This window comes from Seonamhaeicola algicola (genome assembly GCF_007997385.1).
Taxonomy (GTDB): Bacteria; Bacteroidota; Bacteroidia; order Flavobacteriales; family Flavobacteriaceae; genus Seonamhaeicola; species Seonamhaeicola algicola.
Window position 1 is genome coordinate 434,016 of record NZ_VOSC01000033.1, and the last position, 26,609, is coordinate 460,624.

Below are 26,609 nucleotides of genomic sequence, written 5' to 3' on the forward strand. Positions count from 1 at the left end.
TATCATTTTCGCAAAATGCTACGGGTGCTGGCACTCCTGTATTTGGTAATGGGTTTATTATAACACTTACTGTTACGTTTACATCATCACAACTGCCAATTGCATCAACATCAAATGTAAAATTATATGTTGCCGGTGCTAAGCTTGATAAATCAGCTATATTTCCTGTTAACACGCCTGTAGCATCGTCATCTAACCACGTTCCTGTTTGGTCTTCATCTGCTAGTAAATCAAATAAATCATAGTTTGATGGCGCTAAGCCTTCACAAAACTCAACGGGTGCATTCGCGGTTCCAGATTCTGGTGCATCGTCTATGGTAATTGTAATTTGTTCTGTATCAATACACGCCCCGTTATCAATTGTATATGTATACGTATATGGGCTACCAGCTACGGTAAAGCTTGTAATATCTATGCTATTTGAAACGGTTGTATTGCTAGCATCTGTCCAAGTGCCCGAATTATTATCTTGTGTATTGTCTAAAGCGTCAAATAGATTGAATGGTGAATTGGCTGATAAATCGTTTTCACAAAACGATTGGTTAATAGCATTACCTGCATTAGGATTTTGTAATACGGTAACTTGAACTGTTGTTGAAACTTCAGGACACGGATTTGGTGCTAAATTTTGTGTATATGTAAAATTATATGTTCCTGTAGTGTATGAAGATAAATCAATAGTTGATGTTGTTACAGGATCTGAACTAGAAGTTCCAATTGTCCATTGTCCGTTTGGGTCTTCGTTTTCTAATAATGTAAACAAATCAAAATTTGTTGGCAATGCCGATACACAAAAAAGTGCAGGATTTAGTGCTGAGGCCACTCCAGAAGAAAACGCTTCATACACCTGAATGGCTACTGTAGCAGATGATTGCGGACAAGCTGTTGTAGCTGGTACTGTATATGAGAAAATATATAAACCTCCTGTTGTTAAACCAGAAATATTAACTGTACCTCTAAAGCCATTAGAAGTGGCTACTGGCCCAGACCAAGTTCCGTTTGTATCTTTAATACCTCCTAATTCATCAAATAAATCGAAATTTGAAGCAGGTAAACTATCATTACAATACTCTAAATTTGATGATGTACCCGGATTTGGTGGTGTTTCAATATTTACAGTTACAGAGGCAACATTACTTTCACAAAAAATATCATCTACCTGAACGTAATATGTATTACCATTAATTAAAGCTGCGGTTGAAGAAAGCGCTGGTGGAACTGGGTTTCCAAAACCATCAATATTTTCATACCAATTAAAGTTTGTAGAAGTAGTTCCTGGATCTAAATTTCCAACTAAAGGATTGGTATTAGAACAAAAAACTTGCAGCGGTTGTGGCGTTGGATCTTGAGGTGCTGAAAACACACCTACTTGACCAATTTCAATTTGACCTTTACAATTGCTATTGTCAACAAAAATAATAAAGTAATTTTGAGCGCCTACAGGAATAACATCAGCAGGTGCAGCTTGGTTAGTTAATGAAAAATCTCGGTAAATTTCAACGGAACCTCCTGAAGGTATGCTAGCTGCTAATACATCATCAATGTAAGTTTGTATAGTTGCATTTTCATTACTACAATAAATTCTATCTAAATTTTCGCCTGATGCGTCTACTACAAAATCAACAACAATAGGAGATCTTGCACCACATGAGCCTGAACTATCACCTGCATAGTACGTGCCTTCATAAACTAATTGGTTAGCATTATAGGCTGTACCTCCTGTAGGAGCATCGTACCATACAATGCCGTTGCCCATATCTGTGGCATACGTGTTTAAATTAGAAAATGTAAAACTAGAGGCGTCGCAAATGGGCGCTGGGGTAGGATTAGGTATTAAAGGGCACTGCGCATATGAAGTTAACGTAAACCCTAAAAACCACAAAAGGAACATACATTTTAATACATTACCTTGAAGTAATTTTGTTTTCATACTTTATAGTTAAGTTACATTAATGATGCTAATCCTAAACTTACATAATAAGAATAAATATATTACAGCATCTTAAATACGGTGCAATTTAACCTATTTTTTTGATTTTCGTCGATATTTGTTAATTATTTTTACTTTTCGTCGATTTTTTTTACCACATAAACGATATTAAGTGTACTAATATTGATGATGTGAGTAAAAACAAAAAAGCCTTTCCAAAAATTTGGAAAGGCTTTTTTAATATTTTTATTGTAATGATGTTAGTGCTGAAGTTCCTCTTCACCATCTTTCAACGGTACGTTTTGAGGTACAAAATCTACATCATGACCTGGTTTACTATAATCATAAGACCATCGGTATACATGAGGTATTTCACCTGGCCAGTTACCATGAATATGCTCTACAGGTGTAGTCCACTCTAAAGTAGTAGCGCGCCATGGGTTTTGTGTTGCTTTCTTTCCGTAGTACATACTTGAGAAAAAATTGTATAAATATACAATTTGAACAACTCCACCAATTAAAGCAAATATTGTTATTATAACATTTACATTTGATACATCGTCAAATAAAGGGAAATTACTATTTGTGTAATATCTACGTGGTAAACCAGCCATACCTATAAAATGCATTGGGAAAAACACACCGTAAGCACAAACTGCTGTAATCCAGAAATGAATATACCCAAGATTTTTATTTAACATTCTACCGTACATTTTTGGATACCAATGGTATATACCTGCAAACATACCATATAAAGCAGATATACCCATTACTAAGTGGAAATGTGCCACTACAAAGTATGTATCATGCACATTAATATCTAAAGCACTATCACCTAAAATAATACCTGTTAAACCACCAGTAATAAAAGTAGACACAAAACCAATGGAAAATAACATTGCTGGATTCATTTGTAAGTTACCCTTCCAAATAGTAGTAATCCAGTTAAATGCTTTTACGGCAGAAGGTATTGCAATTAATAAAGTTGTGAATGTAAATACAGAACCTAAAAATGGATTCATACCAGATACGAACATATGGTGACCCCATACTATTGTTGATAAGAATGCAATTGCTAAAATAGAAGCAATCATTGCGCGATAACCAAATATTGGTTTACGTGAATTGGTTGCCATTATTTCAGAAACTAATCCCATTGCTGGTAGAATTACAATATACACTTCAGGGTGACCTAAAAACCAAAATAAGTGTTCAAATAATACAGGTGAACCTCCTTGATAGTGTAAAACTTCACCTTGAATAAAGATATCTGACAAGAAGAATGATGTACCAAAACTTCTATCCATTATTAATAATAAAGCGGCAGATAGTAATACAGGGAATGATATAATACCAATAATAGCTGTAACAAAAAATGCCCAAATGGTTAATGGTAATCTTGTCATAGACATACCTTTTGTTCTCAGGTTAAGTACAGTTACTACATAATTTAAAGACCCTAATAATGATGAAGCAATAAAAATTGCCATAGAAACTAACCATAAAGTCATACCTGCACCTGATCCTCCTTGGGCCATTGGTAGTGCTGAAAGAGGCGGATAAATTGTCCAACCTGCAGCTGCTGGTCCTGCTTCAACAAATAATGAAATTACCATTATTATACTTGATACAAAAAATAACCAATAAGATACCATATTTAAAAAACCAGAAGCCATATCTCGTGCTCCAATTTGTAATGGTATTAACAAGTTACTAAAAGTGCCACTTAAACCTGCTGTTAGTACAAAAAACACCATTATTGTACCATGTATTGTAACTAAGGCCAAGTATATATCGGCATCCATAACACCGTCTGGAGCCCATTTACCTAATAATGCTTCAAATAAAACATTAGGTTGCTCTGGCCATGCAATTTGCATACGGAATAATAATGACATCATTACTCCAATAACTCCCATAATAGTACCAGTAACTAAGTATTGTTTAGCAATCATTTTATGATCCATGCTAAAAATATACTTTGTTACAAAAGTTTCTTTATGATGATGTCCGTGATCGTCGTGAGCGTGAGTATCTGCGTGTGCTGACATAATCTTATATCGTTTTTTTCTTTTTTTTATTTAGTTAATTAGAGAGTTTTTGAATTCTTTTTGCTCTTTTAACCAAGCATTAAATTCTTCTTCAGTTTCAACAACAATCTTCATTTGCATGTTGTAATGAGACTTTCCACAAATTTTATTACAAATAAGTAAGTAATCAAACTCATAGCGTTCTAATGGGTCTTCACCTTTAGCAACTAATTTTTTACTTTTTTCAACTCTAATTTCATTAATATTTTTAACCTTGTCTTGAATTTCAAGTGTAGCACGCATTTCTTCAGTAGTTTTTGAGGGCGTAAAACCAAACTGTGTAATCATACCAGGAACACAGTTCATTTGGGCTCTAAAATGTGGCATGTAAGCAGAGTGTAACACATCCTGTGAACGCATTTTAAACAATACTGGGCGACCTTTAGGTAAATGTAATTCTGTTGTTATAATATCATCTTGTGCATTTGGGTCTGCTTCATCTAAACCTAAAATATTTGCACGGTCTAAATCAATTAAACGTACATTAGCTTTACCTAATGTATTATCGGCACCTGCATAACGTGCTTTCCAGTTAAACTGTTGTGCATATAATTCAACAACTATTGGATCATCGCTTTCATCAACCCCCATAATGTTAATCCATGTGTTTAAACCGTAAATTATTAATCCGGCTAAAACAATTACAGGTATAATTGTCCAAATAGCTTCTAACTTATTATTATCTGCAAAAAACAGTGCTTGTTTACCTTTTTCACCTTTATATTTAAAAGCAAAGTAGTGTAATAAAAACTGAGTTATTGTTTGAACAAAAAAGATAATTACCAATGATATAACCATTAAGTTATCAATGGTTGGACCATGCTCTGAGGCTGAGTTAGATAATAGAGGTAAATCTCCCCATTTTACACAGCTAATAATGGTTATTAAATAGATAAACCCTAAGAAGCCCATCATTAAATATCCGTTTAAGGTATTATCCTTATCTGTGGCAACTTGCGTATTTTCATTTTTAGCTTGTGCCAAATCGAATATTTTAACCATTTGCCAAATGGCAATTAAAATAAATACTAAAACTATAATTGTTAATAAAGCAGTCATTGGTATTGTTCGTCTTTATTTAATCTTTAATTAATAATGAAATTCTTCGCTTTCTTTTCTAAACGGGTACCTTTTTACTAGTAAAGGTGCTTTTGTTAAAGCGGTAAATACTACAAAAATGAATAAGCCAGCGAATAATAATATTGAGCTTATTTCAGGAATACCTACAGACCATCTGTCACCAACTGTTGCTGGCATAATCATATTGAAAACATCTATGTAATGACCTAATAGAATTACTAAACCTGTCATAACTACAAACCAAGGTACGCGTTTGTAATCTGCACTCATTAGCATTAAAATAGGGAATACAAAGTTTAATACAACCATACCCAAGAATGGTAATTTATAATCATTAAATCTTGCAATGAAATATGTTACCTCTTCAGGTATGTTTGAGTACCATATTAACATAAACTGAGAGAACCATAAATATGTCCAGAATATGCTTATTGCAAACATAAATTTAGCTACATCATGTAAATGGTTTTCATTTACAAACTCTAAATACCCCTTAGTTTTTAGGTATAAAGTTATTAATGCTATGGTAGTAATACCACTTACAAACATACTTGCAAATACATACCAACCAAATAATGTAGAGAACCAGTGCGGATCTACACTCATAATCCAATCCCAAGACATCATAGATTCTGTATAAATAAAGAACACTAAGAAACCTGCAGCTATACGGAATGATTTTTTGTAGTTACTATTATCATCAGCAGTGTCTTGAGCTATTGAAAACTTGCGTGCAAAATGACGGTAAGCTGCCCAACCAGCAATAAATACAATACCTCTAATAGTAAATCCTGTAAGGTTTAAGAAACCTGTTTTACCTTGAATTAATTTATCATGAGCCACAACTTCAGGATCCATCCATATAAATAAGTTATAATGACCTATAGTGCCTGATGCTATAGCAATTAATAATACTATTATAGCTCCTGGTAATACATAAGCTGTAATAGCTTCCATTATTCTGAAAAGAACTGGAGACCATCCTGCTTGCGATGCTATTTGTATGGCATAAAACGCTAAAGTGCCTAAAGCGATCATCATAAAGAAGAACGCGGCTACATATAAAGCAGCCCAAGGTCTGTTAGCTATTTGGTGCATTACATGCTCAACATGTTTTGTATGTTCATCAGCATGAGCATCAGCAGCATTGTGTGTGTTGTGTTCAGCATTATCATGCGTATTATGTGCTGGAGCTTGGTGATGAGTTGCTTCTTCAGCATGACCGCCACCGTGGTGTGCTTCAGCTTCTAATAAATGCTCAACGTCTTCAAAAGATTTATGAGATGTCATAAAACCATATCCAACACCTAACAATCCTAAAATCATTAGAATGAAAGAGAAAGTTCTTAATTTATTTGAAAATGTGTACATATCTATATAATCTTATCTTCTTACTTTTCTAAATCTGCTTTTAACTTTAAAACGTATGATACTACTTGCCAACGCTCTTCAGGGTTTAATTGATTAGCGTATGAACCCATACTGTTTTTTCCGTAGTAAATAGTGTGATAAATACTTCCTTCAGTAATTGCTCTTCCCACGTCATCATAACTTGGTATACCTAGTATTTTTTCGCGTTTAACTAAATTACCTTGGCCATTTCCTTTACCACCGTGGCAAATAGCACAATAAATATCATAAAGTTCTTTACCTTTATCTAAATCTACTTGAGTAGAATCTAACGGGCTTTTTAAAGTAGCTTTAGCTAGTTCATAACCTTCGGTAGTATTATCTATATCAAAAGGAATATAACCTCTTGCTACTGTACCTTCAACAGGTAACTGCGCTTCAACACCATTACGAAATGCTGCTTCGCCATAAGTTTCATATCCTTCAGATTCATACATATTAGGCATGAACTGATAGTTTGGAGCCGTATCTTTTTTACATGATACTGCTACTAAAACGATTGCTATTGCTAATATTTTAAATACGCTTTTCATCATAGTACTATATTAATGCGCTTCTTTATCTACTAAATTAATTTCTACAGCTCCAGTTTGTTTTAGTAAGTTTTCTAACTCACTTTCATTTCCATGTACAGCAATTTCCATTAAAAAATGATCATCAGTAGTTCTAGGGTCTGGATTTTCAGCTTTTTTAAATGGCCACATTCTACTACGTAAATAAAAAGTTATTACCATTAAATGCGCTGCAAAAAACACTGTAAGCTCAAACATAATTGGTACAAAAGCTGGCATATTTTCTATGTAGCTAAAGCTTGGTTTACCACCAATATTTTGAGGCCAATCTTTAATCATGATAAAATTCATCATGGTTATAGCCACTGTTAAACCAACTAGACCGTACATAAAAGCTGTTATAGCTATACGCGTTGGTGCTAATCCCATAGCTTTGTCTAAACCGTGTACTGGGAATGGTGTATAAATTTCTTCTATATGATGCTTTTCTGCTTTAACTTTTTTAACAGCAGACATTAGTACATCGTCGTCGTTATAAATAGCGTGAATTACTTTTGAAGCTTCCATATGCTACTTTTAGTTTATTAAATTTTTTGCTTGACCAGACCAATCATCACGCTCTGCTCTTCCTGGGAAAGAACCTGTAATAGAATCTAGTAAATCGTATTCTTTTTTCGTCATTTTACTTACCTGTAAGAATGTGTAAATACCAATGCTATTTAACACTTCTTCCATTTTAGGTCCAATTCCACTAATTTTCTTTAAATCATCAGCAGTTTGTGTATTGGCATCAAAAGCACCAATAGAACCTAATAAGTTATTAACTCTTTCGTTTTTTTCTTCTTGTGAAATTTCTTCAACTTCAACTTTAGTTACATTGCTTGAAGCATTACCTACTTTAGATGTTCTTTCATCTGCACCAGTACCACTTAAAGTTGCACCAGATTCTCTTATCGTTTTATACTTGTCACCTGATGATTTCAATATTGTTTTAACTTCTGCTTGTGCTATAACAGGGAATGTTCTTGAGTATAATAAAAATAACACAAAGAAGAAACCAATTGTACCTATAAAGATACCTATATCAACAAAAGTTGGAGAAAACATAGTCCATGATGATGGTAAATAATCACGGTGTAATGATGTTACAATAATTACGAAACGCTCAAACCACATACCTATGTTTACAACTATAGAAATAATGAAAGAGAACATAATACTTGTTCTTAATTTTTTGAACCACATAAACTGTGGAGAGAACACGTTACAAGTCATCATTGCCCAATATGCCCACCAGTATGGTCCTGTTGCTCTATTTAAAAATGCATATTGTTCATATTCTACACCAGAATACCATGCTATAAATAACTCAGTTATATAAGCTACACCTACAATAGATCCTGTAATCATAATTACAAGGTTCATTAACTCAATGTGTTGTACTGTAATATAGTCTTCTAAATTACATACTTTACGCATAATGATAAGTAATGTATTTACCATTGCGAAACCAGAGAATACCGCTCCTGCAACAAAATATGGAGGGAATATTGTTGTATGCCAACCTGGTATTACAGATGTTGCGAAGTCAAACGATACAATTGTGTGTACTGAAAGTACTAAAGGTGTTGCTAAACCAGCAAGCACTAAAGATACTTCTTCAAAACGTTGCCAATCTTTAGCACGACCCGACCAACCAAAACTTAATAATGCATATATTTTCTTTTGGAATGGTTTGATAGCTCTATCACGTAACATAGCAAAATCTGGCAATAAACCTGTCCACCAGAATACTAATGATACTGATAAGTATGTTGAAATAGCGAATACGTCCCAAAGTAATGGCGAGTTAAAGTTAACCCATAAAGAACCAAATTGATTTGGAATTGGTAACACCCAATAACCTAACCACGGACGCCCCATGTGAATAATTGGGAATAAACCTGCTTGAACTACCGAGAAAATTGTCATTGCCTCTGCAGAACGGTTAATGGCCATACGCCATTTTTGACGGAATAATAAAAGTACCGCAGAAATAAGGGTTCCTGCATGACCAATACCTACCCACCAAACAAAGTTTGTAATATCCCAGGCCCAACCTACGGTTTTATTTAAACCCCAAGTTCCTATACCAGTAGATACGGTATATAAAATACATCCAATTCCCCAAAGAAAAGCTGTTAATGATATTCCAAAAACAATCCACCATTGTTTATTTGCTTTTCCTTCAACAGGCTTAGCTACATCCACGGTTACATCGTGGTATGATTTATTGCCTGTAACTAAGGGTCTTCTAATAGGTGCTTCGTAATGAGACGCCATATTTTATTGTTTAATTGTTTATTTTTATTAGAAGTTTATTCGTTTAGGTGTTTAGAAGTTTTTTGTGCTTTAAACGCTGTAAACTTTGTAAACTTTTTACTTAATTATGCTTCAGTTGTATTTCTCACTTTTGTTTGATAGATAACATTTGGCTTGGTACCAATATGCTCTAATAAGTGATACATACGGTTATCTTCTTTAAGTTTTGCAACTTTACTATGTTTATCATTAATGTCTCCAAAAACCATAGCACCACTACTACAAGCTGCAGAACATGCTGTTTTAAGTTCACCGTCTTTAATTTCACGTCCGTCACGTTTAGCATCAAGTATTGTTTTTTGTGTCATTTGAATACACATAGAACATTTTTCCATAACACCACGAGAACGTACAACAACATCTGGGTTTAATACCATACGACCTAAATCATCATTCATATGATAATCAAACTCATCATTACTGTTGTATAAGAACCAATTGAAACGACGTACTTTATAAGGGCAGTTGTTTGCACAGTATCTTGTACCTACACAACGGTTGTAAGCCATATGGTTTTGACCTTGACGACCGTGTGATGTTGCTGCAACAGGACAAACTGTTTCACATGGTGCGTGATTACAGTGTTGACACATTACTGGTTGGAAAGCAACTTGTGGATTATCTGCTGGAGATTCCATTTCACCAAATTGGCTTAATGATTCTCCTAAACCTGAAATGTTATCTTTCTTTTCGTTATCACCTTCAAAAGAATCTTCTGAAGAATAATATCTATCAATACGTAACCAGTGCATATCACGAGATCTACGTACTTCATCTTTACCTACAACTGGCACGTTATTTTCGGCATGACACGCAATAACACAAGCGCCACAACCGGTACATGCATTTAAATCTATAGATAAGTTAAAATGATGACCAATTGAACGATCAAACTCTTCCCATAAATCAACATCTGGTGATGTTACAGGAGTTTCTTCATGGTTTAAAGATACTTTAGGTACTTTATTCCATCCATGTTCATGATCTTCCTTATCGTAAGTATTAAAAATTTCTAATGTTGTTTCCTTAACAATGTCACCACGTCCCATTAACGTGTTATGTAACTGCACGCATGCAAACTCATGCTCGCCCGAAGCAGGCTCTACAGTAACGTTTTGTACATTATTAAAGTTTGTATATAATGCATAAGCATTAACACCCGTCATCATTTCTTCTTTTAAACCTGCTGTTCTACCATAACCAAATGATAAACCAACAGATCCTTTAGCTTGACCAGGCTGTATTAAAACAGGTACTTTTATGGTTACTCCGTTTACAGTTACATTAGCGTAACTACCATTTAAAGCCCCCGTAGCAACATGCCTGTTGCTTAAGCCTAAGGCTTCTGCGTCAGCTTTTGAAACTGTTAAATAGTTATCCCAAGATGTTCTTGTAATAGGATCTGGAAATTCTTGTAACCATGGGTTATTAGCTTGTTGGCCATCACCCATTCCTGTTTTAGTGTATAAGGTTAATTCTAAACCTTCGGTAGATTTAACTGATTTTGCTAAAGCAGAAACTGCATTACTTACTGCTGTTTCTGTTTCTTCAGTAGCTTCAGTTGTATCTTCAACTTCTGTAGCAATAGTTCCAACATAAACACCATCATGTAATGCTTTGTTGAAAGAACCGCCGCCTAAAATACTAGTACCCCAAGTTTCCTTTATATAGTCTACGTATGACAAAGAATTGCCTGTCCACTTTAATAAAGCTTCTTGAAATTGTCTTGTACTAAACAAAGGACGTATAGTTGGCTGCGTTAAAGCATAATGGCCTTTTTTCAACTCAACATCTCCCCAAGATTCTAAGTAATGAGGTGCTGCTGCAATGTATGTAGACAATGTAGATGTTTCATCTGCTTTCATTGAAAATGCTACTGAGAATGTATTTTTCAATCCTTCAGCAAATTCAGCGGCATTTGGCAACGTATAAACAGGGTTTACACCACTCATAATTAAAACACCAACGTTACCTGATTTTAAATCTGAAATCAAAGTAGCTACATCTTTAGCATTACCTTGTCTCGTTTTAATTGGTGTATTAGGGTTGAAAGCCTTACTTGATAAAGCTTCGTTAATTTCTAAAACAACTGTTTGAGCGTTTATATCTTGTATCCCTGAAATTACAACAGCTTTACTACCAGCTTTTTTAATTTGAGATGCTGCTTTTTGAATAGCAACCTCTACAGATTCTGGTAATTTGCCACCTGCGTAAGCACTACCAACCACTAAACTGTGTAACTTAGCTAATACTAATTTTTGTTGACTTGGTGTTACTGGCACACGCTTATCAGCGTTTGCACCAGATAATGACATATTTGATTCAAATTGAATGTGACGAGACATTTTACCATGATCTGGAATTCTGTTTTTAGCATAACCAGCATCAAAACCTCCACCTTGCCAATCTCCTAAGAAATCTGCACCAACAGAAACAATTGTCATTGCTTTAGAAAAATCGTAATCTGCAAGACCACGTTCTCCATATTTAGCTTGGTAAGCATCTATAGCCGCCGTTTCAGAAACAGCATCATAAACTACATGACGTACATTACCATATTTTTCTTTAAACTCTGATATTAATTTGCTTGTAGAAGGGCTAGCGTAAGTTTGCGTTAATAACACAACATCTTTACCTGCTTGTGTTGCTTTGTTTAACTCACTTACAACTTCAGCATCTAATGCTTCCCAAGAAACATTAGCTTCACCTTTTTTAGGCCCTTGTACTCTTAAGCTATCATACAAGCCTAAAACTGAAGCATTAACTCTGGCATTTGCACTACCATTGGTAGCAGCCATATTATTATTTTCAATTTTTATAGGACGACCTTCGCGCGTTTTAACTAAAACACTAGCATAATCAAAACCGTCTGCAATTGTAGTTGCATAATAGTTAGCAACACCAGGAATAATTTCTTGTGGTTGCACTACATAAGGAATTGATTTTTTTACAGGCCCTTCACACGCAGCTAATGAAGCTGCTGCAGTACTAAAACCAACGTATTTTAAGAAATCACGACGAGTAGTAGAGCTTGTTCCAAGAGTCTCTTTGTCTCCTAAAAACTCATCTACAGGAATTTCTTGTACAAACTCGTTTTGTTTTAGCGTCTCAACAATAGAACTATTCTCGTTTAGTTCTTCAACACTTTTCCAGTATTTCTTGTTTGATGACATATGATATAATTGAATTACTTCTTTTAAATTAACTTATTGTTTTCCGCTTTAGCCGAAAAGAAAATCACATTATTAATAGTGACACTTACCACATTCCAGTCCGCCCATTTGAGCAACTGTCAATTTCTCAACACCGTACTTTTTAGATAATTCATCGTGAATTTTCTCATAGTACTCATTGTCTTCTACTTTTACATTTGTTTTTCTATGACAATCTATACACCAACCCATTGTTAATGGCGCATGTTGATATAACACTTCCATTTCTTGAACAGGACCGTGACATGTTTGACACTCTTGACCACCTACAGTTACGTGCTGAGAATGATTAAAGTAAACGAAATCTGGCAAATTATGTATTCTAACCCATTTTACTGGTTTAGATTCTCCTGTATATTTTTGATCAGCATCACTCCAACCAACAGCCTCATAAAGCTTTTGGATTTCACCATCATAAAATTCTTTTGAATGTTCTGGAGTTGTTTCGCCATTGTATTCTGAAATGTTTTTATGACAATTCATACAGATATTTAATGACGGAATACCAGAATGCTTACTAACTCTTGCAGAAGAGTGACAGTATTTACAATCTATACCATTATCACCCGCATGTATTTTATGAGAAAAATGAATTGGTTGTACTGGTTGATACCCTTGATCAATACCTATTTGCATAAAGTAACCGTAAGCAAAATAAGCACTTGCAAGCAAAAAGAAAATTGCAGTAACCAACATTAAAAACTGATTTTCAACAAAGGCTTTCCAAAGCGGCTTTCTTTTTGTTACCTCAGGCAATTCTATATTTTGAGCCGCCGCAAATCTTCGTAATGTTTTGTTCACTAAAAACAAACCTGCAGCTAACAACACAAATAAAATTGCTAATGCACCTAAAATAATTTCGTTAGAAATTCCTCCAGATTGTGCTACTGGCTGCACACCGGCAACCGCACCAGCACCAGCCGCTGCCTTTGGCGCCGCTTTTTCTTGAGCAGTGTATGCTAAAATATTATTTAAATCGTCATCTGATAATTGCGGGAAAGCTGTCATTGCAGCACCACCAAAATCATTATACACTTTGTTTGCGTAAGCATCTCCAGATTTAATAACCCCAGAACTGTTTCTTATCCATGCGTATATCCATTCTCTACCCAAGCCTTGTTCATCAGCTAAACGCTTCTCTACATGGCGTAGCGCCGGACCCGTCATTTTTTTATCTAAATGATGGCATGCCGCACAATTGGTATTAAACAATGATTTTCCTTTTGCTGGATCTCCTTCTTGAGCAGAGAGCGAGGTTGTAAACGCTAATAAAATAATTAAGCCTAAACGAAGTAAGTTACTGCCTAATTTACGGTGAATCACCTGTTTCATATTATTGGTTAAATTAACATCTAATCTTTGGTATGATTTTTTCATTGAAACATGACAAATATCATACTTATAAAATCTCAGGCAAAAGTAACATTTAAAGTCGATTTTAGAAATGTTACAGAGTTGTTAATTACTAATTTAGAGAGATTCTAAATAATTAAAACAACTATTTTTTGATTTTATAACGTATACATTTGTATAAATAATTAAATATGAAAAAATTGAGTTTTAAATTTAGAGTTTTAGTTTGTTTGTGCTTTTTATCATTTGTAGTTAAAAATTATGCACAACAGGGTAATGTAAGTATAAATCAGGATAAAAACATTGATGCTTTATTAAATGCAAAGAAAGACATTAATAAAAATGAAGACAGTTCTGATAGATATAAAATTCAAATATACAATGGCAATAGAGCTGGTGCTTATGCTGCTCAAAAAGATTTCCATGAAACCTTTGCTAATTGGAGCTCTAGAATTGTATATGAGTCGCCTAACTTTAAAATTTGGGCAGGTAATTTTAGAACGCGATTAGAGGCAGACAAAGCTTTAAAACGCATAAAAAGTAAATTTGCTAGTGCTTTTATTTTTAAACCTAAAAAAGGCTAGTAACATACTATTAAAACATCTTTTTACATACAAAAAAAGCGAACCAATTAGTTCGCTTTTTTTATTTTAATTCTATGTATTATTTCAAGGTTTTCTTAACAGCTACTTCCTGGAATGCCTCTATGATGTCACCCTCTTTAATGTCATTATAGTTTTTAATTTGCATACCGCAATCGTATCCTTTTGACACCTCTTTAACATCGTCTTTAAATCGTTTAAGTGTAGCTAACTCGCCAGTGAAGATAACAACACCTTCTCTAATTAACCTAACACCAGAACTACGATATATTTTTCCATTTGTTACCATACAACCTGCAATAGTACCAATTTTTGAAATTTTAAACGTTTGTCTAATTTCGGCAGTACCAGTAACTTCTTCTTTGAACTCCGGAGATAACATACCTTCCATAGCATCTTTAAGATCATTAATAGCATCATAGATAATTGAATATGTTCTGATGTCTATTTCTTCTTTATCAGCTACCTGACGTGCATTACCCATTGGCCTAACGTTAAACCCAATAATAATTGCATCAGAAGCAGATGCTAACAACACATCACTTTCAGTAATGGCTCCAACACCTTTATGTAATATATTAACTTGAATTTCTTCGGTTGATAATTTTTGGAACGAATCTGTTAACGCTTCTACTGAACCATCAACATCACCTTTTAATATAATGTTAAGCTCTTTGAAATCGCCAAGTGCAATACGTCTTCCAATTTCATCAAGTGTTATATGACGTTGCGTTCTAACAGACTGTTCACGTTGTAATTGTGCTCTTTTTGTTGCTATTTGTTTAGCTTCACGCTCGTCTTCAAACACATTAAATTTATCACCTGCTTGTGGGGCACCATCTAAACCTAATATTGATACTGGTGTAGAAGGGCCAGCTTCAGCAACATCATGCCCACGTTCATCATGCATAGCTTTAACTTTGCCGCTATGTTGTCCTGCTAACACATAATCACCTACCCTAAGAGTTCCTGCTTGTACTAATATAGTTGATACATAACCACGACCTTTGTCTAAGAATGCTTCAACCACAGTACCCAATGCTGGTTTTTCAGGGTTGGCTTTAAGTTCTAATAACTCAGCTTCTAAAAGTACTTTTTCTAAAAGTTCATTTACACCTGTACCTTGTTTTGCTGAAATATCATGTGATTGTACTTTACCACCCCAATCTTCAACTAATAAATTCATATTAGCTAAACCTTCTTTAATTTTATCTGGGTTGGCTTCCGGTCTATCAATTTTATTAATTGCAAAAACTATTGGCACACCTGCAGCTTGTGCATGCGAAATGGCTTCTTTTGTTTGCGGCATAATGTCATCATCTGCAGCAATAACAATAATTGCAATATCTGTAACTTGGGCACCACGAGCACGCATTGCTGTAAAGGCCTCGTGACCTGGTGTATCTAAAAACGCAATTTTTTGTCCGTCTTCTAATTCTACACCGTAAGCACCAATATGCTGTGTAATACCACCAGATTCACCTGCAATTACATTTTCATTTCTAATGTAATCTAGTAATGATGTTTTACCATGATCTACGTGACCCATTACGGTTACAATAGGAGCTCTTGGTAATAAATCTTCTGGTTTATCTTCAACCTCTTCTATAGCTTCTTCTATATCAGCTGTTACAAATTCTACTTGATAACCAAACTCATCAGCAACAATTGATAGTGTTTCAGCATCTAAGCGCTGATTCATTGTAACCATCATTCCTAAAGACATGCATGCAGAAATAATTTGGGTAACGCTAACATCCATCATGGTAGCTACCTCACTTGCAGTTACAAACTCTGTAACTTTAAGTATTTTACTTTCTGCTGCTTCAGCTTGTAACTCTCTTTCGGTTTGATCTCTGTGTTGTTCCCTTTTTTCTCTACGGTATTTAGCTCCTTTTCCTTTAGAACTTTTACCTTGGAGTTTTTCTAGAGTTTCTCTTACTTGACGTTTTACATCCTCTTCACTAGGCTCTTCTTTTACAACATTGCGTCTTCCGCCACCTTGTTTTCCTTTAAAACGATCATTTCTGTTTTGACCTCCGCGGTTGTTACCTCCACCTTGTTGTGGACCACCACCTACTTTACTAATTCTACGGCGCTTTCTTTTTGAGGCGTCGCCAGTTTTATTTTTATCGTCGGTCTTTTTTTCTTCTTTCTTTTTCTTTGGCCTGTTAAACTGCGATAAATCTATTTTATCTCCAGCAATTTTAGGTCCTGAAAGTTTTTGGTACTTTGTTTCAACCTTTTGCTCACCTAATACAGGTGTTTCCTCTTGCTTTGGCTCCTGTTTCTTTTTAGGTGCTTCTTTTTTTGCTACAGGTACGGGCTTAACCTCTACTTTTTTTGGCGCCTCTGGTTGCTTTGGCACTTCTTTTTTTGGCGTTTCAGCAACTGGCTTTGGCGCAGGCGCTGGTGGCGTAGGTTTAGGTTTTTCTTCAACCACTTTTGGCGCTTCAGGTTGTTTTGGCGCTTCTTTTACAGGCGCTTCTTCTTTAGGTTCTGGTTTTTTGGGTTCAGATTTTTTTGGTGATAAATCTATTTTACCAACAGTTTTAGGACCCGTAATTGAACCTGTGGCTTTAACAACTTCGTCTTTTTTAGCAACCTCTTTTTGTTTTGCTTCAAGTTCACGCTCACGTTGCTCTCTCAATTCATCTTTCTCTTTTTGTTTAGCCTCACTAACTTCTTTTGATGCTACTTTTTTATTAGCATCAGTTTGAAATTCGTTGGAAAGAATTGCGTAAACTTCTTGTGAAATTTTTGTAGTTGGGCGCTTATCAATCTCTATGCCTTTAGAATCTAAAAATTCTACAGCACGATCAAGAGAGATATTAAGCTCGCGTAATACTTTATTTAATCTAATTGTTTCAGCCATAAATTGCCTTTAAAATACTCAAATATATGTCATATACCACTTCAACCCTAATTTTAAGTTTATATGCCTATGCATTGTTACTTAAAAAAACTATTGAAATTGGTATTATTCTTCAAATTCTTCTCTTAGAATTCTAATAACGTCTGTTATTGTTTCTTCTTCTAAATCGGTTCTTCTTACTAACTCGCTTACTTGTAACTCAAGTACACTTTTAGCAGTATCTAAACCTGCTTTGTTAAACTCTTCAATAATCCAGCTTTCAATTTCATCAGAGAATTCACTTAATTCAACATCTTCTTCAGCACCTTCTCTAAATACATCAATTTCATAACCTGTTAATTGGCCGGCTAAACGGATGTTATGACCACCTCTACCAATAGCTTTACTAACTTCTTCTGGTTTTAAAATTACTTCAGCTCGTTTGTTTTCTTCATCAAGTTTTATTGATGTTACTCTTGCTGGACTTAATGCTCTTGTAATGAATAATTGTGTATTGGTTGTAAAGTTAATAACATCAATGTTTTCATTACCTAATTCACGTACAATTCCGTGAATTCTTGATCCTTTCATACCTACACAAGCACCTACAGGATCTATTCTATCATCATAAGAATCTACAGCTACTTTTGCTTTTTCACCTGGAATTCTTACTACGTTTTTAATGGTTATTAGGCCATCAAAAACTTCTGGTATTTCTTGTTCAAATAATTTTTCTAAAAACACTGGAGAGCTTCTAGACATTAATATTGTTGGTTTTGAACCTTTTAATTCTACACTGTCAATTACACCTCTTACATTATCGCCTTTTCTAAAGAAATCTGAAGGTATTTGTTTGTCTTTTGGCAATACAATTTCGTTACCTTCATCATCTAACAATATAACTGCTCTGTGACGTATGTGATGTACTTCGGCAGTATAAATTTCTCCAACTAAATCTTTAAATTGTTTGTAGATTATAGTATTGTCGTGCTCATGTATTTTAGAAATTAAGTTTTGGCGTAATGCTAAAATAGCTCTTCTTCCTAAATCTATAAGTTTCACTTCTTCAGATACGTCTTCACCAACTTCAAAATCGGGCTCAATTTTTCTTGCTTCAGATAGCGATATTTCTTGGTTTTCATCTTCTACTTCTCCATCGGCAACCACTATACGGTTTCTCCAAATTTCTAAATCTCCTTTATCTGGGTTTACAATTATATCGAAGTTATCATCATCACCATACTTCTTTTTTAAAGCACTTCTAAACACTTCTTCTAAAATGGCCATTAACGTTACTCTGTCAATTAGCTTATCGTCTTTGAATTCTGAAAAAGATTCAATTAAAGCGACATTTTCCATAACTCTCTACTGAATTAAAATTTAATCATAACTTTTGCTTCTACAATATCTTTGTAAGCGATATTCGCTTGTTTTGTTACAGTTACTTTGCCTTTTCCTACGGGTTTTGGCTCTCTAACTTTCCACTGTAAAGTAATAGCTTCTTCTGCAACTTCAAAAAGTGTACCTTCAAAAGTTTCTGTAGCTGTTTTTACTTTTAGGGTTCTATTTATATTTTTTTTATACTGGCGTTGTTTCACCAAAGGTGCTGTTGCTCCTGCCGACATAACATCTAATGAAAAATCTTGCTCTTCTCTGTCTAAATTATGTTCAATGGCTCTGCTTATGTAAATACAATCATCAACCACCACACCGTTATCACCATCAATAATAACTTTTATTTGGTTATCTCCTTGTATTGAAAAATCTATTAGAAATAAATCTGTACGTTCTTCTAATGCTTTTTCAAGTAAATTTTCAACTGTACTTTTAAACATTTTTAGTATAAAAAGAGGGGACTTTCCGTCCCCTCATTGTTAATTTTGCCTTACAACGCTGCAAATATATAATTTTTAATTAAGAATGCCTAATAAATGGCTTTCAATGTGTTTTTGTGTTGTTTACAAAATTTAAAACCATTCTTTTTTTTAAGCAACACTAATGCTTGCAAACCTAAATAATAAAAAAACCCTTACTTAAAAAGCAAGGGCTTATTCAATTTTTGTTGGCCTACTAGGGCTCGAACCTAGACTCTTCTGGACCAAAACCAGACGTGTTGCCAGTTACACCATAGGCCAATTGTGTAATTGAGGGTGCAAATTTAGTACAAAGTTTTATTTGCACAAATATTTTTTGAAAAAAATATCATTTTATACTTAAGGTTTACTTAAAAAAGTTTGAAGTACGGCATTTATTACTAAATTCGCCAAAGCAATCAAACAATGAATTTTATGACCATTCAGACCTTTAAAAAATGGAATACGCTTTTGGGCTGGTTCTCTTTTTTAGTTGCCCTAATTACTTATAGTTTAACTGTTGAACCCACGGTTAGTTTTTGGGATGCAGGCGAATATATTTTAACCTCATCAAAACTACAAGTTGGCCACCCGCCTGGGGCGCCATTGTTTCAAATGTTTGGAGCATTTTTCTCAATATTTGCTTTAGAAGCATCACAAATTGGCTGGATGATGAATATGATGAGTGCTGTTTCTAGCGCCTTTACCATTCTATTTATGTTCTGGACTATTACTATCTTATTAAAAAAACTAGTTGGTAATACTGATGATAATCAACCCAAAGCACTTGCTATTTTAGGCAGTGCGCTTGTTGGTAGTTTAGCCTTTACTTTTACAGATTCTTTTTGGTTTAACGCTGTTGAAACTGAAGTTTACGCCATGGCAACCTTAATTATGTCGGTTTTGTTTTGGCTAGGTTTACGTTGGGAGCAAGACATGAACACACCCCGTGGTAACCGCTGGCTTATTTTAATAGCCTTTATAATTGGGTTATCTTTTGGTGTGCATTTTATGGGACTTTTAACCATACCTGCCATTGGTCTTGTTTACTTTTTTAAAAACTACAAAACTGTTACTGTTAAAAATTTCATCATAGCTAACATTGCATCGGTTGCTGTGTTATTATTTGTTTTTAAATTTTTAGCTCCCAATATATTAAAGGTATTTAGTGCTTCAGAAATATTTTTTGTTAACACCGCTGGCCTTCCTTTTAACTCTGGCTCAATTATAGCAGGCATTGTTTTAGTAGCTATTATTTTTTATGCTATAAAATATACACGCCAAAAAAATTATGTACACCTAAACACTGCTATTCTTTGCTTAACTTTTGTTATTATTGGTTTTTCTACATGGCTAATGCTACCCATTAGAGCCAATGCCAATGTAGTAATTAACGAAAACAACCCCTCTAGTGCGCGCGAACTTTTAGCATACTACAACTTAGAGCAATACCCTGAAACACACCTGTTTTACGGTCCTCAGTTTACTGATATGTACGCTGCTTTAGATGAAAACAATCCTTACAAAGACGATAAGCCTAAATATGAAAAAGACGAACAAAAAGGCAAATATGTTGTTGTAAACGATTATAAAAACGCACGCCAAAATTACAACTCAAAACACGCCTCATTTTTACCAAGAATGTGGAGTAGCGAACATGCCGAAAATTATATGATGTTTTCTGGATTTTTAAATTTTAAACTAAAACCAGAATATCAAATGGATAACGATTTACGCAACCTTGTAAATAATTTCAAAAAAGAAGTAGCTCAAGGTAATGTAGATTATGAAGACTACAATAACTTTTTAAAACGCTACGCCGTTAATTATTTTGATGTTGAAAAACCATCATTAGCAGACAACCTAAGGTATTTATTTGAATACCAATTAGGCTACATGTATTGGCGTTATTTTATGTGGAATTTTACAGGAAGACAAGATGATATTCAAGGACGTTATGATAATCATGGTAATTGGCTTAGTGGCATAAAACCACTTGATAATTGGCATATTGGTTATCCTCAAGAAAATTTACCTTCTGATGTAAAAAATAACAAAGCCCGTAACACCTATTATTTACTACCCTTAATTTTAGGTATTATTGGATTCTTTTTTCTGTTTAATAAAGACAAAAAATTATTTTGGGTAATGCTTGTGTTTTTCTTGTTTACAGGAATAGCCATTCAGGTTTATACCAACGTTCGCCCTTTTGAACCTAGAGAACGTGACTACTCTGTGGTAGGCTCATTTTATGTATTTGCACTATGGATTGGTTTTGGGGTATATGCAATTTATGATGTAATAAAAACATACATTCCTAAAAAACTTGCTGCACCTATTATAACCGTAATTTGCTTAATTCTTGTACCAGGCATTTTAGCGGCAAACAACTGGGATGATCATGACAGATCTGAAAAGTACACAGCGCAAGCCATGGCCAGAAAGTATTTAGACTCTTGTGCTGAAAACGCCATTTTGTTCACCATTGGAGATAATGATACGTTTGCACTTTGGTACGCCCAAGAAATTGAAGGCTACAGAACCGATGTACGTATTGTAAACACCAGTTTGTTTCAAACAGATTGGTACATAGATCAAATGAAACGTAAGGCTTATGAAAGTGATCCTGTGCCATCACAACTAACGCATAAAGATTACAGACATGGCACTAATGATTATGTTAGAATTGCACCAATTTCTAACGACACCATTCAAATAAAAGAAGCTTTAAACTTTATTACTAGTGATAATCCTAAAACCAGATTTAAGTTTTATTTAGAACAATTTACTGAAACTGATGTTAGAGCGTATCCGTCACAAGAATTAAATGCAAGATACATTCCAACTAAATTTTTAAGATTACCTGTTAATAAAGAAAACGCCATTAAACACGGTATTGTAAAACCTAAAGATGCCGATAAAATTGTACCACATATTGATATTGAAATTGGTAGCGGCGCTCTTTACAAAAACCGTTTATTAATGCTAGACATTGTTGCTAATAACGACTGGAAACGCCCAATTTATTTTACTGGCGGAAGTTTTGGTGACGATGATTATATTTGGATGAAAGACTACCTACAGTTAGATGGTATGTGCTACAAATTAGTACCTATTAAAACTGAAGTAGACAGAGCAAACCCTTTTGATATGGGACGTGTTGATGCCGATTTAATGTACGAGAAAGTAAAAAAATGGAATTGGGGTAATAGCGGAAGCCCTGATATTTACCACGATACTGAAACCAGAAAAAACTCAATTACATACAGAGGTAATCTAGCCCGATTAATTGAGCAGCTTATAAACGAAGGCAAACTAGAAAAAGCAGAGGAAATAGCAGACATAGCCATGAAAAACATGCCTGTAGATTACTTTGGATATTACACTCTTTTAGAGCCTTATATTGGCGCTTATTATGAAGTTGGCAACAAAGAAAAAGCACAACAACTTTTTAAAGATGTTGCTGTAAAATACCAAGAAAACCTAAAATATTACAGCAGCTTGTCTTTACAAAACCAGGAGCGTTTGTTTGAAGATATTTACACTGATATACAACGCTATAAAGCCCTAATTGATGTTTTAATTAGGCACGATATTGAGTTTGCTAACACTGAAGGCGATGTGTTTAATGACTATTTAAGATTGTTTAAATATTTTACTGGTGAAGAAGAAGTAACACCAGCAAGCAACAACGATTTAGCACCTAAACCTGACACCATTGAAGCCACAGAAAACTAAGGTAATATGCCTTTAATACCTGTTAAAACTCCAAAATTTTTAAAGCGAATGTTCCCAAAGTATATTTGGGACATTCCTTCAAAAAAAAAGGTATTGTACTTAACTTTTGATGATGGCCCAACACCTGTAGTTACGCAATGGGTTTTAAACACATTAAACCAATACCAAGCTAAAGCCACCTTTTTTTGTATTGGCAACAATATTGATAAGCACCCTGAAATTTTTAAATCTGTTATTGCTAATGGGCACAGTATTGGTAACCACACCTACAACCATTTAAAAGGCTGGAAAACAAAAACCAATTGGTATATTAGCAACACCATTAAAGCACAAAAAACTATAGATTTAAATAGTTTAAAAAACAATACTACACAGGTAACTAACCAATTATTTAGGCCACCTTACGGAAAAATTAAACCATTGCAAGGTAAAAAGCTACGTGCTTTAGGTTTTAATATTGTTATGTGGGATGTTTTATCTTTTGATTGGGATAAAAACATAAAAAAACAACAGTGCTTAAACAACGTTATTAAAAAAGCTAAAACAGGTAGTATTATTGTATTTCATGATAGTGAGAAGGCTAAAAAAAACATGATGTTTGCCTTACCTAAAGTTTTAGAACATTTTAGCAAAAAAGGCTATAGTTTTAAAGCGCTCAATTAAACACTTCTTCTATTTAATTTTTTGTGTGAAATTACATGATTTGCCCGCGTTAGGGATTGAAGCAAACTACCGTGTAGTGCGTAAAGCCCGACCACGCCTAAGCGTGGTAACGCCCAAATAAAAACAAGCTATTATATGTAATTTTGTATTATACCAATTAATGTGTTGGCATCTAACTCACCACTTTGGCGCCATTTCATTTCGCCATCTTTATATATAATTAGTGTAGGCAGCGTTTTTACGCGTAAAGCTTCGGCAAGTTCTTCGTTTTTTTCAACATCAATTTTAATTACTTTAGCTTTATCTCCTAGGGCAGCGGCTACGTCTCTTAACACCAATTGCATTGATGTTGATTGATCATTCCAGTTTGTATAGAATTCTAGTAATACCGGAATTTCTACGTCTATAAGTTCCCCAAATTTTGACATACTATTTAGTATTAATTGGTAAAGTACTTTTTATACAGTAGCCTAATTTATTAAAAAAGTGCGAGATAGCACAATTTTAACCATTTTTAGGCTGTTTTAACGCCTTTTTTTAATTCTATTACGGTTATTTCTGGCCAAATACCAACGCGACCCGGAAATGCTAAGTAACCAAAACCTCGATTTACATTAATATATTGCCCTAATTCTTGGTAAATGCCTGCCCAATATTTGTAACGCCATTTAACAGGACTCCATTTAAACCAACCTGGAATTTCTATACCAAACTGCATACCGTGTGTGTGCCCGCTAAGGGTTAAGTGGTAGTGGTAATCATCATTAATTACTTGTTGCTCCCAATGTGATGGATCATGGCTTAGTAGAATTTTAAAGTCATTTTTTTCTACACCCGAAGAGGCCTTTTTTAAATCGCCTGCTTTTTTAAATCCGCCAGCGCCCCAATTTTCAACACCTATTAAGGCTATTCGTTGGCCATTTTTTTCAATAAATTTGTGTTCATTAAGCAATAAGTTAAAGCCAATTTCCTTTTGCATATCTTTTAAATCTTGAAGGTTTTGTTTTTTAGCTTCATTTGATGGCCATGTTACATAATCGCCATAATCATGATTTCCTAAAACCGAGTACAAACCGTCTTTTGCTTTTAACTTACTAAAAGTACTAACATAGGGTTTCATTTCACTAGCGGTATTATTTACCATATCGCCGGTAAATAATACAACATCACTTTGTTGTTGGTTTATTAAATCTATTGCGTAGTTAACTTTTTCAGGATTATCAAAACTTCCAGAATGCACATCGCTAATTTGTGTAAGCTTGAAACCATCAAATGCCTCAGGCAAGTCTTCAAAATGCAGCGTATACTTTAATACTTTAAAATTGTATTTACCCTTATAAATGCCATAAAGAATTGATGCAAATGGTATAGCCGCAATACCTAAAGCTACTTTTGAAATAAATGCTCTACGTGATGGCAAATAGCTGCCTTTAGCCTCTGTGCCTTGTGTAAAATATCGGTAAATAGCTTGTGGCACTCTAAAAATATCTTCAGAAAACATAATTAAAACCATAACCATTTTCGGCACTAAAAAGGCTATTAAAAAGCCAAAGGCATAGGCCTGAGCATTTCCATAATCAGCTCTATTTAATCCCCAAAACCTTAAAATAAAATTACCTGCTACCAGTAATGTTAATAACCAATAAATTGCATGTATCCATACATTTTTTGATATGGTTTTAAAAGCTTGAAATGCGTAAATATCAATTACAATAAATAATACTAAAAAAATACCCCAACGTAACATATACTCAATTTTTATCAAAGATACTAGTAATCTAAACTACAAAATTAAAACACCATTGTATTTAACGTATAGTTAAGATTTTTATAGTAAGACGCACCAAAACTAAATATATTACAATGTGGTTTACGTGTAAGTTTTTCATATTTTTGATTTTCTTTCAAATTCAAACTCATGTCAGACCAAAAACGTCTTTTCTTAGTAGATGCTTACGCCTTAATTTTCCGTGGGTATTACGCCTTTATAAAAAACCCAAGAATCAACTCAAAAGGTATCGATACTTCGGCCATTATGGGTTTTATGAATTCACTTTTAGATGTGATAAAACGTGAACGTCCAGACCATTTAGCCGTATGTTTCGATAAAGGCGGAAGTACCGATCGTGTAGAAATGTTTGAGGCTTACAAAGCCAACAGAGACGAAACGCCAGAAGCCATAAAAGTTGCCGTACCATACATTCAAGAGATTTTAAAAGCCATGCATATTCCTATTATGGTGAAGGAAGGTTATGAAGCCGACGACGTTATAGGAACCCTATCAAAACAAGCCGAAAAACAAGGATACCAAACCTTTATGGTAACACCTGATAAGGATTTTGCGCAGTTAGTGTCTGAAAATATTTTTATGTACCGTCCAAAATCGTTTGGTGGTGGTTACGAAACTTGGGGCATTGCTGAAGTGCAGAAAAAATTTGAAGTTGAAGACCCGTTACAGGTGATTGATTTCTTAGGAATGATGGGTGATGCCAGTGATAACATTCCAGGTTTACCAGGTGTTGGCGAGAAAACCGCGAAAAAATTCCTGAAAGCCTACGGAAGTATGGAAGGTTTATTTGAAAACATCCACGAGCTGAAAGGTAAAATGAAGGAGAAAGTAGAAGCTAATCAAGAATTAGGCTTACTATCGAAAAAACTGGCTACCATAATGCTTGATGTTCCGGTGAAATTTGATGAAAAAGATTTTGAGATGTGCGATCCGGACATTGAAGCGGTTAAAACCATTTTTCAAGATTTAGAGTTTAGAAGACTCACTGAAAACTTCTTAAAAACTTTTGCTGCTGAAGATACTCAAGCAACTGCTGAAACAACATCGAAAACCGAGGAAAAAGCGAAACCAAAAACAACCTCAACGGCTGGTGCAGGTCAATTTTCCCTATTTGGTGGCGATGTTAATGAGGCAGATACTGAAACAAGTTCAGCATCGCATA

At 34.5% G+C, this 26,609-nt stretch carries 18 protein-coding genes and 1 tRNA gene; 4 read left to right on the forward strand and 15 right to left on the reverse strand.

Annotated features, from left to right (window positions below; translation table 11 throughout):
- From FUA26_RS15520 to FUA26_RS15560, 9 genes are all read right to left on the reverse strand, one after another.
- Positions 1-1,930, reverse strand: a 1,930-nt coding sequence (locus FUA26_RS15520; RefSeq protein WP_186826933.1) for a hypothetical protein, incomplete at its 3' end; no start/stop codon positions are given.
- A 260-nt stretch (positions 1,931-2,190) separates the two neighbouring features.
- Complete coding sequence (locus FUA26_RS15525) at positions 2,191-3,981, reverse strand: cytochrome c oxidase subunit I (protein WP_147138247.1); 1,791 nt, start codon at positions 3,979-3,981, stop codon at positions 2,191-2,193.
- A gap of 30 nt (positions 3,982-4,011) precedes the next feature.
- Positions 4,012-5,079 (reverse strand): cytochrome c oxidase subunit II, encoded by a 1,068-nt coding sequence (locus tag FUA26_RS15530; protein WP_147138250.1) that lies wholly within the window; start codon positions 5,077-5,079, stop codon positions 4,012-4,014.
- A 30-nt stretch (positions 5,080-5,109) separates the two neighbouring features.
- Entirely contained in the window at positions 5,110-6,471 is a 1,362-nt protein-coding gene (locus FUA26_RS15535; RefSeq protein ID WP_147138253.1) for a quinol:cytochrome C oxidoreductase, read from the reverse strand.
- Between the two features lie 20 nt (positions 6,472-6,491).
- On the reverse strand, positions 6,492-7,043 hold the full coding sequence (locus FUA26_RS15540; RefSeq protein WP_186826935.1) for a c-type cytochrome: 552 nt from the start codon (positions 7,041-7,043) through the stop codon (positions 6,492-6,494).
- Positions 7,044-7,055: 12 nt separating this feature from the next.
- On the reverse strand, positions 7,056-7,589 hold the full coding sequence (locus FUA26_RS15545; RefSeq protein WP_147138255.1) for a DUF3341 domain-containing protein: 534 nt from the start codon (positions 7,587-7,589) through the stop codon (positions 7,056-7,058).
- A gap of 9 nt (positions 7,590-7,598) precedes the next feature.
- On the reverse strand, positions 7,599-9,344 hold the full coding sequence (gene nrfD / locus FUA26_RS15550) for an NrfD/PsrC family molybdoenzyme membrane anchor subunit (RefSeq protein WP_147138258.1): 1,746 nt from the start codon (positions 9,342-9,344) through the stop codon (positions 7,599-7,601).
- Between the two features lie 104 nt (positions 9,345-9,448).
- Positions 9,449-12,556, reverse strand: coding sequence for a TAT-variant-translocated molybdopterin oxidoreductase (locus tag FUA26_RS15555; protein WP_147138261.1), 3,108 nt, complete (start codon positions 12,554-12,556; stop codon positions 9,449-9,451).
- A gap of 72 nt (positions 12,557-12,628) precedes the next feature.
- Positions 12,629-13,927 carry a cytochrome c3 family protein gene (locus FUA26_RS15560; RefSeq protein ID WP_147138318.1) on the reverse strand — a complete coding sequence of 433 codons (1,299 nt, stop codon included), beginning with the start codon at positions 13,925-13,927 and terminating at the stop codon, positions 12,629-12,631.
- A gap of 212 nt (positions 13,928-14,139) precedes the next feature.
- Here FUA26_RS15560 and FUA26_RS15565 point away from each other — a divergent pair, with 212 nt between their 5' ends.
- Positions 14,140-14,532, forward strand: coding sequence for an SPOR domain-containing protein (locus tag FUA26_RS15565; protein ID WP_147138264.1), 393 nt, complete (start codon positions 14,140-14,142; stop codon positions 14,530-14,532).
- Positions 14,533-14,611: 79 nt separating this feature from the next.
- Here FUA26_RS15565 and infB read toward each other — a convergent pair whose 3' ends face one another.
- From infB to FUA26_RS15585, 4 genes are all read right to left on the reverse strand, one after another.
- Positions 14,612-17,425, reverse strand: a complete 2,814-nt coding sequence (gene infB / locus FUA26_RS15570; protein WP_147138267.1) for a translation initiation factor IF-2 — start codon at positions 17,423-17,425, stop codon at positions 14,612-14,614.
- A gap of 105 nt (positions 17,426-17,530) precedes the next feature.
- Positions 17,531-18,763, reverse strand: a complete 1,233-nt coding sequence (nusA, locus tag FUA26_RS15575) for a transcription termination factor NusA (RefSeq protein ID WP_147138269.1) — start codon at positions 18,761-18,763, stop codon at positions 17,531-17,533.
- A gap of 14 nt (positions 18,764-18,777) precedes the next feature.
- Entirely contained in the window at positions 18,778-19,239 is a 462-nt protein-coding gene (gene rimP, locus FUA26_RS15580; RefSeq protein WP_147138272.1) for a ribosome assembly cofactor RimP, read from the reverse strand.
- Positions 19,240-19,466: 227 nt separating this feature from the next.
- Positions 19,467-19,539: transfer RNA gene (locus FUA26_RS15585), tRNA-Gln, on the reverse strand.
- A 153-nt stretch (positions 19,540-19,692) separates the two neighbouring features.
- Here FUA26_RS15585 and FUA26_RS15590 point away from each other — a divergent pair.
- Both FUA26_RS15590 and FUA26_RS15595 read left to right on the forward strand, forming a co-directional pair.
- Positions 19,693-22,995 carry a DUF2723 domain-containing protein gene (locus FUA26_RS15590; protein WP_147138275.1) on the forward strand — a complete coding sequence of 1,101 codons (3,303 nt, stop codon included), beginning with the start codon at positions 19,693-19,695 and terminating at the stop codon, positions 22,993-22,995.
- Positions 22,996-23,001: 6 nt separating this feature from the next.
- Entirely contained in the window at positions 23,002-23,658 is a 657-nt protein-coding gene (locus FUA26_RS15595) for a polysaccharide deacetylase family protein (RefSeq protein WP_147138278.1), read from the forward strand.
- Positions 23,659-23,789: 131 nt separating this feature from the next.
- On the opposite strand, the gene FUA26_RS15600 is transcribed toward FUA26_RS15595, so the two are convergent.
- Both FUA26_RS15600 and FUA26_RS15605 read right to left on the reverse strand, forming a co-directional pair.
- A complete protein-coding gene (locus FUA26_RS15600; protein ID WP_147138281.1) occupies positions 23,790-24,086 on the reverse strand; it encodes a thioredoxin family protein in 297 nt (98 codons plus the stop codon).
- Between the two features lie 86 nt (positions 24,087-24,172).
- Positions 24,173-25,405 (reverse strand): metallophosphoesterase, encoded by a 1,233-nt coding sequence (locus tag FUA26_RS15605; RefSeq protein WP_147138284.1) that lies wholly within the window; start codon positions 25,403-25,405, stop codon positions 24,173-24,175.
- A gap of 171 nt (positions 25,406-25,576) precedes the next feature.
- Between FUA26_RS15605 and FUA26_RS15610 the strand changes: the two genes are divergently transcribed.
- Positions 25,577-26,609, forward strand: a 1,033-nt coding sequence (locus FUA26_RS15610; protein WP_317131288.1) for a 5'-3' exonuclease, incomplete at its 3' end; no start/stop codon positions are given.

Coding starts and splice junctions, on each gene's coding strand:
- FUA26_RS15525 (WP_147138247.1), bottom strand. CDS start 3,981: ATGTCAGCACACGCAGATACTCACGCTCACGACGATCACGGACATCAT.
- FUA26_RS15530 (WP_147138250.1), bottom strand. CDS start 5,079: ATGACTGCTTTATTAACAATTATAGTTTTAGTATTTATTTTAATTGCC.
- FUA26_RS15535 (WP_147138253.1), bottom strand. CDS start 6,471: ATGTACACATTTTCAAATAAATTAAGAACTTTCTCTTTCATTCTAATG.
- FUA26_RS15540 (WP_186826935.1), bottom strand. CDS start 7,043: ATGAAAAGCGTATTTAAAATATTAGCAATAGCAATCGTTTTAGTAGCA.
- FUA26_RS15545 (WP_147138255.1), bottom strand. CDS start 7,589: ATGGAAGCTTCAAAAGTAATTCACGCTATTTATAACGACGACGATGTA.
- nrfD (WP_147138258.1), bottom strand. CDS start 9,344: ATGGCGTCTCATTACGAAGCACCTATTAGAAGACCCTTAGTTACAGGC.
- FUA26_RS15555 (WP_147138261.1), bottom strand. CDS start 12,556: ATGTCATCAAACAAGAAATACTGGAAAAGTGTTGAAGAACTAAACGAG.
- FUA26_RS15560 (WP_147138318.1), bottom strand. CDS start 13,927: ATGAAACAGGTGATTCACCGTAAATTAGGCAGTAACTTACTTCGTTTA.
- FUA26_RS15565 (WP_147138264.1), top strand. CDS start 14,140: ATGAAAAAATTGAGTTTTAAATTTAGAGTTTTAGTTTGTTTGTGCTTT.
- infB (WP_147138267.1), bottom strand. CDS start 17,425: ATGGCTGAAACAATTAGATTAAATAAAGTATTACGCGAGCTTAATATC.
- nusA (WP_147138269.1), bottom strand. CDS start 18,763: ATGGAAAATGTCGCTTTAATTGAATCTTTTTCAGAATTCAAAGACGAT.
- rimP (WP_147138272.1), bottom strand. CDS start 19,239: ATGTTTAAAAGTACAGTTGAAAATTTACTTGAAAAAGCATTAGAAGAA.
- FUA26_RS15590 (WP_147138275.1), top strand. CDS start 19,693: ATGACCATTCAGACCTTTAAAAAATGGAATACGCTTTTGGGCTGGTTC.
- FUA26_RS15595 (WP_147138278.1), top strand. CDS start 23,002: ATGCCTTTAATACCTGTTAAAACTCCAAAATTTTTAAAGCGAATGTTC.
- FUA26_RS15600 (WP_147138281.1), bottom strand. CDS start 24,086: ATGTCAAAATTTGGGGAACTTATAGACGTAGAAATTCCGGTATTACTA.
- FUA26_RS15605 (WP_147138284.1), bottom strand. CDS start 25,405: ATGTTACGTTGGGGTATTTTTTTAGTATTATTTATTGTAATTGATATT.